The 14,008-nt window shown below is 35.9% G+C and carries 10 protein-coding genes; 6 read left to right on the top strand and 4 right to left on the bottom strand.

Going from position 1 to position 14,008, the window contains the following annotated elements:
- Positions 1 to 3: 3 nt before the first annotated feature.
- Positions 4 to 1,641 carry a PTS transporter subunit IIBC gene (locus tag LCF45_RS02145; RefSeq protein WP_002029549.1) on the bottom strand — a complete coding sequence of 546 codons (1,638 nt, stop codon included), beginning with the start codon at positions 1,639 to 1,641 and terminating at the stop codon, positions 4 to 6.
- Between the two features lie 211 nt (positions 1,642 to 1,852).
- The gene (locus LCF45_RS02140) at positions 1,853 to 3,517 is read right to left on the bottom strand and encodes a glycoside hydrolase family 13 protein (protein WP_002124962.1); all 1,665 of its coding nucleotides are present in this window, start codon (positions 3,515 to 3,517) and stop codon (positions 1,853 to 1,855) included.
- Between the two features lie 380 nt (positions 3,518 to 3,897).
- On the opposite strand from LCF45_RS02140, the gene LCF45_RS02135 reads away from it, so the two are divergent.
- Positions 3,898 to 5,232 (top strand): FAD-binding oxidoreductase, encoded by a 1,335-nt coding sequence (locus LCF45_RS02135; RefSeq protein ID WP_063226360.1) that lies wholly within the window; start codon positions 3,898 to 3,900, stop codon positions 5,230 to 5,232.
- Positions 5,233 to 5,262: 30 nt separating this feature from the next.
- Here the strand turns inward: LCF45_RS02135 and LCF45_RS02130 are convergent, their stop codons facing one another.
- Positions 5,263 to 6,555 carry a methyl-accepting chemotaxis protein gene (locus tag LCF45_RS02130; protein ID WP_002124958.1) on the bottom strand — a complete coding sequence of 431 codons (1,293 nt, stop codon included), beginning with the start codon at positions 6,553 to 6,555 and terminating at the stop codon, positions 5,263 to 5,265.
- A gap of 211 nt (positions 6,556 to 6,766) precedes the next feature.
- Here LCF45_RS02130 and LCF45_RS02125 point away from each other — a divergent pair, with 211 nt between their 5' ends.
- The 3 genes from LCF45_RS02125 (at position 6,767) to LCF45_RS02115 (ending at position 9,204) form a co-directional block, all read left to right on the top strand.
- Positions 6,767 to 7,489: an amino acid ABC transporter ATP-binding protein gene (locus LCF45_RS02125; protein ID WP_002124956.1), complete on the top strand. Its 723-nt coding sequence runs from the start codon at positions 6,767 to 6,769 to the stop codon at positions 7,487 to 7,489.
- Positions 7,490 to 7,610: 121 nt separating this feature from the next.
- Positions 7,611 to 8,405 (top strand): ABC transporter substrate-binding protein, encoded by a 795-nt coding sequence (locus LCF45_RS02120; RefSeq protein ID WP_263894492.1) that lies wholly within the window; start codon positions 7,611 to 7,613, stop codon positions 8,403 to 8,405.
- A gap of 106 nt (positions 8,406 to 8,511) precedes the next feature.
- Entirely contained in the window at positions 8,512 to 9,204 is a 693-nt protein-coding gene (locus tag LCF45_RS02115; protein ID WP_002124951.1) for an amino acid ABC transporter permease, read from the top strand.
- Positions 9,205 to 9,254: 50 nt separating this feature from the next.
- Here LCF45_RS02115 and LCF45_RS02110 read toward each other — a convergent pair whose 3' ends face one another.
- Positions 9,255 to 10,340, bottom strand: a complete 1,086-nt coding sequence (locus LCF45_RS02110) for a Delta(10) desaturase DesB (protein WP_002091268.1) — start codon at positions 10,338 to 10,340, stop codon at positions 9,255 to 9,257.
- A 578-nt stretch (positions 10,341 to 10,918) separates the two neighbouring features.
- Here LCF45_RS02110 and LCF45_RS02105 point away from each other — a divergent pair.
- Together LCF45_RS02105 and LCF45_RS02100 are read left to right on the top strand one after the other, a co-directional pair.
- Positions 10,919 to 12,445 (top strand): FAD-dependent oxidoreductase, encoded by a 1,527-nt coding sequence (locus tag LCF45_RS02105; protein ID WP_059037272.1) that lies wholly within the window; start codon positions 10,919 to 10,921, stop codon positions 12,443 to 12,445.
- Between the two features lie 141 nt (positions 12,446 to 12,586).
- Positions 12,587 to 13,888 carry an MFS transporter gene (locus LCF45_RS02100; RefSeq protein ID WP_002016702.1) on the top strand — a complete coding sequence of 434 codons (1,302 nt, stop codon included), beginning with the start codon at positions 12,587 to 12,589 and terminating at the stop codon, positions 13,886 to 13,888.
- Positions 13,889 to 14,008: the final 120 nt, after the last annotated feature.

Raw genomic sequence — 14,008 nt, 5'->3', positions numbered from 1 at the left:
TTATTACGCACCTAACATATCTTGAATGTCTGACTTTAATACGTCAGCTTTCGGGCCATATACGGCTTGTACACCTTTATCTTTAACAATAAGTCCTAAAGCACCATTTTGTTTCCATTGTGCTTCTGGTGCAACAACATCTAAATCTTTTACTGTTATACGTAAACGTGTCATACAAGCATCTACGTCAGCAATATTATCTTTTCCGCCCAATAAATCAATAACTTTTGTTGCTAATGAACCATCTTGTACATTTCCTGTTCCTTCTGTTGACTCATCTTCATTATCAATATAGTTACCTGCACGCCCTGGCGTTGGTAAATTGAATTTTTTAATTAAGAAGTTGAATAACGTAAAGTTAAGGCCGAAGAACACTAATGAAACAATGACAAAGTTGATTAAATCTCTCGTTAAACCTGCATTGATCATCATTGGTGTACGTGTAATTAACTCAATAAATCCAAATGCATGAACACGTAAATTAATTAAATCCGCTAATGCGAATGCAAGTCCTGTTGTAATTGCATACACAACATATAATACTGGTGCAATAAACATGAACATGAATTCAATTGGTTCTGTTACACCTGTTAAGAATACTGCTAATGCAGCTGATAAGAACATTGGTTTATATTTTGCACGTTTTTCTTTATCAACATTACGGAACATCGCAAACGCAATCCCCATTAACGCTGCCGTTGAGCCGATAACTTGTCCAGCTTTGAAACGAGCTGGTACAACGTTATTTAATAAATCGTTATATGCTTTCGTATCTCCATTTGCTAATAAGTTATTTAAATCTGTAATCCATGCAAGCCATAACGGATCTTGTCCCGCTACAATTTGTCCAACCTTTGAGCCAGTTAACATCGTATATGTTCCGCCTAGCTCTGTGTAGTTCATCGGAATTGTTAACATATGATGTAATCCAAATGGTAATAATAAACGTTCTAACGTTCCATATACAAACGGTGCAATAACTGGTGCACTATCTTTAGATGCTGCAATCCAGCGACCAAATTCATTTAATCCACTTTGGATAAATGGCCATACAAGTGATAATACAATCGCAGTGACTGTAGACCAAACAATTACAACGAATGGTACGAATCGTTTTCCATTAAAGAATGCTAATGCCTGTGGCAGTTTATTATAATTGTAGTATTTGTTATATAAAGTAGCTCCTAAGAAACCTGTGATAATCCCTACGAAAACTCCCATGTTTAATGCTGGTGCACCAAGTACAGAAGTAAAGTAATCTTTTACAAGTAAATCTCCTGCTAAAAATGAAGAAACTGTCGCTTTTGAATCCGTTAACATTTGAGCGTTTACGCCAAATATAGCTCCTGTAATTCTGTTTGTTAAAACGAATGCTAATAGTGCTGCAAATGCACCACCTGCTCGATCCTTCGCCCAAGATCCCCCAATTGCTACTGCGAATAAGATGTGTAGATTTGTAATAATTGCCCAACCGATGTCTTCCATTACTCGAGCAATGGTATGAACTGCGTTAACATCCCCAGCAGACATCCCAATTAACTTACCGATGGAAATCATTAAACCAGCTGCTGGCATTACAGCTACAACAACTAGTAACGCTTTCCCGAACTTTTGCCAAAAATCAAAAGACGTAATTTTCATCTGTTTTTCCTCCCCTTTATTTATAACAACATAATGATTTAAATTATAATTTCTGTTCCTCTTATGAAAACGATTCCTTATATCCCTTTTTCTCTTTTCCTTTTGTTACGCAACCGTTTTCATAAATCTATTTTAATAAAAGCGTTTTCACATTGCAATAGAAATTTATTTTTTTTCATAAAAAAAGATGCTCAAGGAGCATCCTTTTTTATTATAAAATGCGATAAACCCTTGTTTCATAAGGTTTTAACGTGATTGTAGTTACTTTTTCATGTTCCGCAACTTCATAGTTATTTAAAAGCAAACGTTTGCGTTCTAGTGCGAATAAAGGCTCATTATACACAACTTCCTCTTTTGAGATATTACTAATTACAATGACTTTTTCATCCTGTAACGTACGTGTATATGCATAAATTTGTGGATCGTCTTCTAATAGTAAATCGTACGTACCGTAGTTCAGTACATCGTGCTCTTTTTTCAAGGCAATCATTTTCTTATAGAAATTGAAAATAGACTTTTCTTCATTTTTTTGCTTTTCAACATTAATTTCTTTGTAATTTGGATTCATGCTAAACCAAGGTGTACTTGTTGTGAAGCCAGCATTCATTTCATCGTTCCACTGCATAGGTGTACGTGAATTATCGCGGCAAGAAGCCCATATAATTTCCATCATATCTTGATGTGATACGCCCTCTGCAATTTTCTCACGATATAAATTTTTAATTGCTACATCATCGTAATCTTCAATATTTGGGAACTGAACATTTGTCATACCAATTTCTTGTCCTTGATAAATAAACGGTGTGCCGTGCATAAAGAAATACATCGCTCCTAAAGCCGTTGCACTTTCACGCCAATATTCTTTATCATTTCCCCAAGTAGACACAATACGTGGCTTATCATGATTTTCAATATATAAAGCATTCCATCCCTTATTTTCTAAACCTTTTTGCCACTTTGTTAATACTTTTTTCAACTCAACAACATCAAGATCTTTCTTCTTTTCTGCATCCCATAAGCTTAAATGCTCAAATTGGAATACCATATTGAATTTACCATTCTCTTCTCCAACCCAAAGATCAGCATCTTCAACTTTCACACCATTTGCTTCTCCAACAGTCATAATATCGTATTTAGCAAATGTGTTTTCTTTTAATTCTTCTAGTAATGGCTGAATACCATTTACATTCATATGTTTGTCAAAAGAAGGCACATACTTTAACCCTTTTGGGTTTGGCATATCCTTGAGGCCATCTTCTTTTTTTATATGACTAATCGCATCGACGCGGAAACCATCAATACCTTTATCAAGCCACCAATTAACAGTATCATATAAAACTTCACGAACTTCTTTATTCTCCCAGTTCAAATCTGGTTGTTTACGCGAGAATAAATGTAAATAATATTGCTCTGTCACTTCATCATATTCCCATGCAGAACCATTAAAGATACTTTCCCAATTGTTTGGTTCCGCGCCGTCTTTACCATCCTGCCAAATATACCAATCACGCTTCGGATTGTCTTTAGAAGAACTTGATTCAATAAACCATGGATGTTCATCACTTGTATGATTAATAACTAAATCAATAATAAGCTTCATGTCACGCTTATGAACTTCATCTAGTAGCATATCAAAATCTTCCATCGTACCAAATTCATCCATAATATCTTGATAGTCACTAATATCATAACCATTATCGTCATTAGGTGATTTATACATTGGACAAATCCAAATTACATCTATACCTAAATCTTTTAAATAATCCAGCTTTGCAATAATCCCCTGTAAATCTCCAATACCATCACCATTTGAATCCATAAAGCTACGTGGATAAATTTGATAAGCGACAGCTTCTTTCCACCATGTCTTATTCATACTAATTCTCTCCTTTTGCATCCCATCGGATTTTTTATGCAAACGTTTTCGTAACACTATCATAACAAAATATGAATAGTTTGCAACTGTTTTCATTGAACTCTATGTAGTTTCCTTATTCTTATGCCTTATTTATTTCTCACAAAGATAAAGTGAAACTTTAATCGTTAAGGAGATGTCCATTCCCCGCTGATTATTAGCCCTTACCAATCGAGCTTTTACGAGCAGCCCTATCTTCTTTGTTTCAGCCGGATTGTCTTACTGCTCGCAAATAACGGGATAAATCTAACCCTTCTCTTCTTCTCGTCCCGTCCATGCGTGTTAAATACACTCTTCATATACTAATACAAGCTCATATTATTTCAGAAAGGAGATATAAATTGAAACAAACAAAATTAACTGGTCGTATCGTCGTTCCCTCGGATCCTAGGTATGACATAGCCCGAATAAATTTAAATTTAAGCATTCCAAAATTTCCTTGTATTATTGTTTTTTGTCAAAATAAAAATGATGTGTGTAACGCCTTAAAATGGGCACGTGAGCGTCATATACCATTTCGCTTAAGAAGTGGACGACATAGCTACGAAAATTTCTCTCTTTTAAATGGCGGGCTTATTATTGATGTGAATGAAATGAAGCAAATTACGGTTAGTACAGGAAAATTAACAGCAACAATTGAAGCGGGTGCAAATCTTGGCACTGTGTATAAAGAACTTTGGAAATATGGTGTTACAATACCAGCTGGCACAAGTGCAAGTGTCGGAATTGTGGGGTTAACACTCGGCGGTGGCATTGGCATGCTTTCACGCTTATTTGGACTAACATGTGATCAATTAGTAGAAGTCGAAATGGTACAAGCGTGCGGGAAATTTGGTGCAAAAATCATTCGTGCAAATGAACAAGAAAACCCTAACCTATTTTGGGCATGCCGTGGCGGTGGCGGTGGAAATTTCGGGATTATTACTTCCTTAACCTTTCGAGTCCACCCTATTAAAAACGTATCAATTTTCTCACTTACATGGGAATGGAAAGACTTTATTGCTGCATTTCAAGCTTGGCAAAACTGGGCACCTTATATAGATGAACGTCTCACTTCATCAATTGAATTATTCTCTAAACAACGAAATAAAATCGAGGTGAAAGGTGAATTTGTCGGCTCTCCTTCTGAACTCTATCCTCTATTATCTCCTCTTCTTGAAACTGGTAATCCTTCTCTCTTTATAGATGAAGTCCCGTATATAAAGGCTGTTCAATTCTTTAATAGCGGCAATATTCCTGAAAAATTCAAACGCTCTGGTTCCTACGTATATAAACCTATCCCTCTTAAAGGTATTCAAATCTTACAATATTTTCTTTCTCATGCACCAAATAAAGATGCGAGTATTTGGCACCAATCACTCGTAGGTGCTGTAGAAAACATTTCGCCTAATGAAACAGCTTATTTCCACCGCAAGGCAATTATTGCTCAAGAATATATTACTTCTTGGAAATGCAACGATGAAGAAAACCGAAATATACGCTGGGTTAAAGATTTACGGGAAAGCTTAGATCCTTACACACTGGGAGACTATGTCAATTGGCCCGATATCGACATAAAAAATTGGCAAACTAGTTATTATGGCTCTAATTTTCAAAGGTTGCGTAAAGTGAAGACAGCATATGATCCTTGTAATGTTTTTCGTTTTCAACAAAGCATTCCTCCTTTCCATACGTAAAAAGGAAGAACAGAATTCTGTTCTTCCTTTTTACATTGAAAATCGTTCAATTGTTTGTTTTAAATCCGCTGATTGCTTCTCTAAGTCTTTTAATAATTGATCGATTGCTATCATATTTTTAGACTGTTGTAATGTCACACGTGCCACTTCTTGTGAACCAGCTGACGTTTCTTCCGCAATTGCTGCTACAGCCTTTGTTTGTGCTCCTGTTTGATGAATGTGACTCGCTTGTTCATTCATATAACTACTAATTTGCTTAGTTGCATCGGCTACTTCCATAACACTTGATGACATTTCTTTTAAAATTAATTCTGTAGCTTCTCCGCGTTTCGCCTCTTCTTTAGCTGTCTTCACCTGCTCTGTCATTTTCAATGCGACTTGCTGTACTTCATCTTGCATATCCCGTAATAACTGCGATATATTTCTTGCGGAATGATCACTTTCATCAGCAAGTTTACGTACTTCTTCTGCTACAACCGCAAAGCCCCTTCCATGCTCTCCTGCACGAGCTGCCTCAATAGAAGCGTTGAGTGCTAATAAATTCGTTTGACTAGCAATCTCACTCACAACAGAAACAATATGTTCAACTTGTTTCATTCGCTCTTCTAATTTCTGTACATTTTCCATCGAATCTTCATTTTCTCTCGCCAATGTTTGAATACCTTGAATTAAAGAAGTAAAGACACGTGTACTTTGTCCTAAAGCTTGAACCATTTCTGAAGACAACTCGTCAGACTGTTTTGCTTTTCCTTCTACTTCATTTGCAATAGAAGTCGTTGTATCAACAGTAGAAACGATCGCTTGAATCGATGCTGCTGATTGCTCGGCACCGGAAGAAATCTCCGCAAGAGTTTCAGACACACCTTGTGCTTGCTTTGTCGCTTCACCTGTTTGTTTTCTAATTTGCTGAACTTGATTATTTGTATACGAAAATGTAGTATCGATATTTTTTACCATGCCCCTTAAGTTCCCTAGCATCATATTAAATGCAACACTTAAAGATTTAATCTCATCATCGGTCTTTGGCAATGGGACATCTTCACGAATATCACCTTCAGCCGCTTTCCTTGCTGCTTCTTCCAACTTTCGAAGTGGTTTAATTAAAAATATTGCTGCCCCATACGCTAAAATTCCAGACCATACTACACCTAATAACATAACGATAATATTATAAACAGTTTGACTTACATAACTTTGAAAGTAATCATATATAACGTAAATGAAAATTAAACTTGTTGAATATGTAATGAAAGCTAAAACTGTAGTAAATAACATAAGCTGTATACGCAAGCCAAAGGAAAATGTTTTTCTTTCTTTTCCCATCTCTTCTTTCCCCCTTCTTATAAGCAATATAAGTACTACCTATATATTATTATCCATATTTTCGTTATAGAAAGATATAAGGATTTTAAAAATCATTATTTCTTTGAATATTAAATCCCCCTGAAAAAAATAAAGGATTCTGACAATTTATGACTAATAACAGAAATAAGGGGCAACATTTGTAAAATATATTTTTGACTGGGGGTTTTGTATGATTCAAGTTCGAAATCTAGTAAAATCATTTGGCTCACTTGATGTTTTAAAAGGAATTGATTTAGAAGTAAAAGAAAAAGAAGTTGTTGTTTTAATCGGTGCCAGTGGTTCCGGCAAAAGTACATTACTTCGCTGTCTTAACTTTTTAGAAATGTACGATGAAGGTGAAATTCACTTACAAGGTGAACGAATTGATCCGAAGCATTCAAATTTAAACAAAGTCCGTGAAAATGTCGGTATGGTTTTTCAACACTTTAACCTCTTTCCTCATATGACCTCACTAGAAAACATCATAGAAGCACCTATTCACGTAAAAAAATTGGAGACAGCAGACGCGAAGGATGTTGGGAATCAACTCCTACAAAAAGTCGGCCTACAAGATAAGGCGGATGTAACTCCTCACCTACTTTCAGGTGGTCAAAAACAACGCGTTGCGATTGCACGAGCTCTTGCTATGAACCCTAAAATTATGCTATTTGATGAACCTACCTCAGCCTTAGACCCTGAACTCGTTGGAGAAGTATTGCAAGTTATGAAAGAACTTGCCGAAGAAGGAATGACAATGGTTATTGTTACTCATGAAATGAATTTCGCAAGAGATGTAGCTGACCGTGTCATCTTTATGGATGACGGGAAAATTGTAGAGGATGCTTCGCCAGCGCAATTTTTTTCCGCTCCATCGCATGAACGGGCAAAGCAATTCTTACGCAACGTTTTATAATGTAACTTCTGTTTCAAACGTAAAGAAATACATTCATACGGTGCACAACTAATTGTCCAAATAAAATATCTCCATAACATATTGAAAACCATCCGTATGATCAATATATAGGAGGGGTTTTATGAAAAGAAAACTATTAACCATTGTTGCGAGTATTACATTATTTACATCCTTCATACTAGGAGCCTGTAGTAAGGAAAGCTCTACTACTTCATCTAATAGTAAAAAGGAATTTCGTTATGCTATGAGTGGTTTATACAAACCTTTTAACTATAAAGAAAATGACGGGAAACTTGTCGGTTTTGATGTAGAAATAGGTGAAGCTCTCGGGAAAAAGATGGGAATGAAACCTGTTCCTGTTACAAATCCTTGGGAAACATTGATTCAAGGACTACAATCAAAAAAATATGATGTGATATTAGGAAGTATGGCTATTACAGAAGAGCGATTAAAAGCCGTGAATTTCTCAAATCCATATTATCGCTCTGGTGCACAAATTTTTGTAGCTAAAAAGAATACATCTATCTCTTCTCCAGAGGACTTGAAAGGTAAAAAAATAGGTGTTGTAAAAGCAAGTACTTTCAAAACCCTTGTTGCAAAATATACAGATCAAATTACAGAATATGATAGTGATATTACTGCACTTATGGACTTAGAACCAGGACGTGTAGACGCAGTTATTACTGATCAAATGGTTGGTCTTCGTATGATTAAAGAAGGTAAATCCAATATAAAAGAAGCTGGAAAACCGTTAAACCTTGATGAAATGGGAATTGCTATTCATAAAGACAATAAAGACATGGTCGAAAAGGTAAATAAAGCGCTAGATGAAATCATTAAAGACGGCACGTATGAAAAAATCAGTAAAAAATGGTTTGGGCGTAATATTCTTGGAGAAGAAGCAAAAACGAAGTAAGTTATCTCTTCAAAGTTTCAATAAATCATGCCCCACTAATTAAAGTTTCACTTTATGTGGGGTATTTCATTCTCTACTAAAATCCATCCAATATGAGGTGACACACATGTTTGAAATCTTTATCTCTACCTATCCGACACTCTTAAAGGCTACTATTGTCACATTACAATTAACATTAACCTCCCTAGTATTCGGTTCATTAATTGGATTATTATTCGCGTTCTTTCGAATCTCTAACAATAAAATTTTAAATAGTATTGCTCATGTATACATCGCCATTATTCGTGGTACACCTTTAATTGTTCAAATTGCTATTCTCTATTTTGGGATTACATCCGTTGTTGTTTTCACCCCTTTTTGGGCAGGAGCAATTGCTTTAGCAATTCATAACGGTGCATATATTACCGAAATTTTCCGTGGATCTATTCAATCCGTTGACCGGGGACAATTGGAAGCTGCTCGCTCTTTAGGTATGCCTTATCCTTTAGCGATGCGCCGGATTATATTACCACAAGCATTTCGCCTATCTCTTCCCCCTCTAGGGAACCAATTTATTATTGGATTAAAAGATTCTTCACTTGTCGCTTATGTAGGAATGTCCGAATTATGGGGATCTGGTTTATCAATTGCCGCAGGTAACTTCCAGCAATTAGATACATATATCATTGTTGGTGTATACTATCTCGCACTAGTTCTTCTATTTACTTATCTTGTTAGTCTTCTAGAAAAACGACTACAACGAAAAGAAAATAACTCTGTCCACGTCAAGACTAAGAACAAGAAAGAAGTCTCTTTATAACAAAAAGCAAGCTCTAAGAGAGCTTGCTTTTTCATCGTAAGATATGTCTATTATTGATTTACTTTTTTTATAGTCTCTTTTTCCTCTATATGTTCCTCACGATATGAAATATTATGAGGATCCAATCCATTTCCTAAAGAACCATAGAAATGCTCCCTATGCGGATCAACTAATTCACTTCCGTGATAATACACACGTGGTGTATTCCAAAGTGCTGCCAAAGCTTTTGTCATCGGCATTTCGTGATAGCGTTCCGGCCACATTTCTTTAATTTTATCTTTTACTAATGGATAGTATTTAGAACTCATAGCAGGAAACAGATGATGTTCTGTATGGTATGAGAAATTGAAATGTAAAACGTCTACCCAGCGCGGTACTGTTACTGATAAACAGTTTGCTAAAGGATCATTTACTGGAACAATAGGATTTAAGCGGTGATTTGTTGCGATATACGCCATTACAATAAAGTTAGCAATTAACAACGGAATCACGTATGCAAAGAACCACTTTGTAGGTCCCATAATAAACAATAAACTAATCCAAACTGTCCAGGGCAAAAGAAGTTGAAGCCATACAGATTTTTGATTGGATGACTTAAATTCTTTTATAAAATGAAAGAACATTCGAGTCGAATGTAACGTAAATTGAATTGTTAGTGACAGGAAACTAAAGAATGAACGTACATGAAGAGGCATGCGATATACCCAACTCAAAAACTTACTCTTTTTCAGTTTCTCAAATGTCGGCCATGCATCTGGATCATTCTCTTCATGCTGTGTGTGAACATGATGCGTTGCATTATGCCACTTTCTCCAAAGTTTTGGGCCAGTTGATAATGGCATAAATGCTATCGCACCTAAAAAATCACGAAGCCATGCCTTTCTTACAACTGTTCCATGTAAAATTTCATGTCCTAAAAATCCAAGTGAAGCAAAACATAATCCAAGAACAATTGCAATTCCTAGATTTGCCCACACATTCAATTCAAATACACCGATTGTTATTAAACCAGCCAATGCCACAAGTAAATAAGCCAGTCCACCAAATAATCGATTAGGAACTGGTTTAAATGCTTTTTTCGGCAAATGTGGTGCTACACGTGCTGCATACCACCCAAACGTATGAAGCTCCTTCATCCTTTTGCCCCTTTCTTATGCCGCGCCCCGCGCAACTTGCATATATCAATTCTTGCTTCCAGATTGATTTTACTACGTGATCCAAAAAGCATTTATCATAAGGAAAATATACTCACTCTATCGTCACTTAATTTTCGCTTTTATTATCAATGAAAAACATTTCTCTTTTTACTCTCTATCAACCTTTCCACATGATGAATCATAACAATAGAATTTCTATATTGTCAACAACTTTTATGACCTAGTAATAAAAGTTGGTTATATTTTTATAATTATACTTTATTTCACTAAAGAAAAAGCATAGATTTCATAAGGCTTTATCAGGTATATATACATATCCACTTAAACAACATAGACTCTATCTTATTCAAGAACTCTCTATGTAATCAACAAATGGAATCACTTGAATTTAGCTTTATATAAATCCTACTTCTTCATACTGCCCCAATAAAATAATTATATTAAAATATTTTTTCTTTCGTTTAGTAAGAATAGAACGCTACGAAAACAACATACATGAATTCCATATAATATGGAAATATTAAAAGGAAAATTGTTCTAATTTGGAGGTTTTCAAAATGACAGATGACACATTTCCGCAGTTACCATCATCCTATTGGATTGAATCTACTCAATTTCCTACTTTTCCTCATTTATCCGAAAATATAAAGACAGAAGTTGCTGTTATCGGAGCTGGTATTACAGGCATTACCACCGCCTATTTACTCGCTAAAGAAGGAATGAAAGTCGTTTTAATTGATTCTGGTTCTGTTTTAAATGGAACAACTGGGCATACAACCGCAAAAGTAACAGCTCAACATGATCTTATTTATGATGAATTAATAAACAATTTTGGTGTCGAAAAAGCCAGGCTTTACTACGAATCAAATAGTAAAGCTCTACAATTCATAAACGAGACTGTACAAACATATAAAATCGACTGTAATTTCACAAATGAAGATTCGTATTTATATACAACTACCAATAATGGCCTGCGAAATTTAACGAAAGAATATGAAGCCTATCAAAAATTAAATATTCCTTGTGACTATGTTCAATCCCTGTCGATTCCTATTCCCGTACAATCTGCACTTGTGATGAAAAATCAAGCGCAATTCCATCCCCTCCTTTATTTAAAAACACTTTTAGAAAAGTTTGTGGAAATGGGCGGAAAAGTTTATGAGCAAACAACAGCCATTGATGTGGAAAAAGGAGATTATCCACAAGTTATTACAAAGGGTGACCATCGCATCACTTGTAAATATATTGTCTCTTGTTCACATTTTCCTTTTTATGATGCTAATAGCTTTTTCTTTACGCGAATGTACGCAGAACGCTCCTATGCCCTCGCAATAAAAGCAAAAACGGATTATCCAGGGGGCATGTATTTAAGTATCGATGATCCAAAACGCTCCATACGTTATACGACAAGCAATGGAGAAAGGTTGATATTGATTGGCGGAGAGAGCCATAAAACAGGCCAAGGAATTAATACGATGCTTCATTATGATGCACTATATTCCTTTGCTGAATCTACTTTTGGAGTAGATGAAATTCCTTATAGATGGTCAGCGCAAGATTTAATCACGCTAGATAAACTCCCTTATATCGGACATATTAACGAAAGGAATCCAAATATATTTGTGGCAACTGGATATCGTAAATGGGGAATGACGACTGGAACTGCAGCAGCTCATTTACTGAAGGACTCCATTCTAAAAGTCCACAGCCCATATAAAGAACTGTTTGCACCATCACGCTTTCATGCAAATCCGGATATAAAAACTTTCCTCTCTCAGAACATTGATGTTGCTAAACACTTAATTGAAGGAAAAATTGAAACCGCATTACGTAAGCCAGAAAATCTTGAAGTTGGCGAAGGTTCTGTTGTACATGTCAACGGTAAACGAGCAGGTGCTTATAAAGATAAAGAAGGAAAATTACATATCGTCGATACAACTTGCACACACCTCGGCTGTGAAGTTGAATGGAATAGCGGTGATTGTACTTGGGATTGCCCTTGTCACGGTTCCCGTTTTTCAATTGATGGGGATGTTATGGAAGGTCCAGCAGATCAACCATTAAAGCGAGTTGATAACGAATAAAAAACAAAGAAGTTCAACGGGAATCCTGTTGAACTTTTTTATTTTTCATGACACCTTTTCATATAAATTTCGACATACGCAGGGAAATATTAACATTAAATAAAATAATATATTCATCTACAAATAAAAGGAGTGAATACTATGCAACCTTCTGCTCCACCTCATCTAGAATCTACAGAAACTATCTTTTCAAGTTCTATTACAAAACTTGTTGTTTTTATTTGTTGGCTAGCCATTCTAGCTGACGGATATGATTTAGGTATTTACGGCGCCGTTCTGCCAAAGCTCCTAGAAGACAAAAGCTGGGCACTATCACCAGCCCACGCTGGAACAATTGCCAGCTATGCTTTATTTGGGATGTTTATTGGTGCTATTCTAGTTGGAACCATTACAGATCTAATTGGACGAAAATGGACACTTATATGCTGTTTAGCCCTTTTTTCTATCACAATGGGCTTAGCTGCAATTGCTCCTTCTCCTGAATTATTTGGGTTATCTCGATTTATCGGAGGAATCGGATTAGGCGGTGTTATCCCAACGGCTTCAGCACTTACTGTTGAATATTCACCAAAAAAACGGCAATCTTTTATTTATGCTCTTATGTTTACCGGCTATCCTTTAGGTATCGTGTTAGGCGCTATTTTATCCATGTTTATGCTAGAAGATTTCGGATGGAGAATTATGTTTGGCATCGGAATGATTCCGCTACTCCTCATTCCTTTCATTATTCGTTATTTACCTGAGTCCATTCAATTTTTATTATCGCGAAATCGACAAGAAGAAGTGAATAAAATTCTTAATCGCTTTCAAATTGAATTCCATGTAAAAGATGAAATTCCTGAAACACCATCTAATATACAAAAGAAAAATGGATTTCTTACGTTATTCTCAAAAGATTACATAAAAGCAACACTACTTTTTTGGCTCACTTATATAATGGGAATGTTTTTAATATACGGTTTAAATACTTGGCTACCACAGATGATGCGCCAGGCAGGATACCCTCTTGGATCTAGTTTATCATTTCTACTTATACTAAATATTACTGCAGCTATCGGTGCATTATTTGCTGGGGCGATTGCCGATCGTATAGGAGCAAAAATTGTTATTAGTATCTCCTATCTTATGGCAGCCATATGTATTGGACTATTAACAATTAAACCATCTGTTACAATCATTTATCTTTTAATTGGTCTTGCTGGAATTGGATCAGTCGGTATTACTCAAATATTAAATGCTTATGTAACACAATACTTCCCATCACATATACGAGCTACCTCCTTAGGCTGGGGACTTGGACTTGGCCGAGTTGGTGCGATTGCTGGCCCTATTCTTGTCGGTATTATTATGACAATGCAATATGACTTGGCGTGGAATTTTTACTTATTCTCCTTTGCAGGTCTTATCGCAGCTATATCTGTTTTCTTTATTCCTACAAAATAAAGTGAAACTTTAATCAGCCCTTACCAATCGGGCGTTTACGGGCAGTTGACCTCCCACCTAACTTCTTCGCTCCAGCCGAATCTTGAGGTGGGAGTCTTACTGCCCGTTAATGCGGGATAA

The organism is Bacillus sp. 41-22, assembly GCF_025809295.1.
Classification (GTDB): domain Bacteria; phylum Bacillota; class Bacilli; order Bacillales; family Bacillaceae_G; genus Bacillus_A; species Bacillus_A mycoides.
This window is presented reverse-complemented; position numbering and strand designations above follow the sequence as displayed.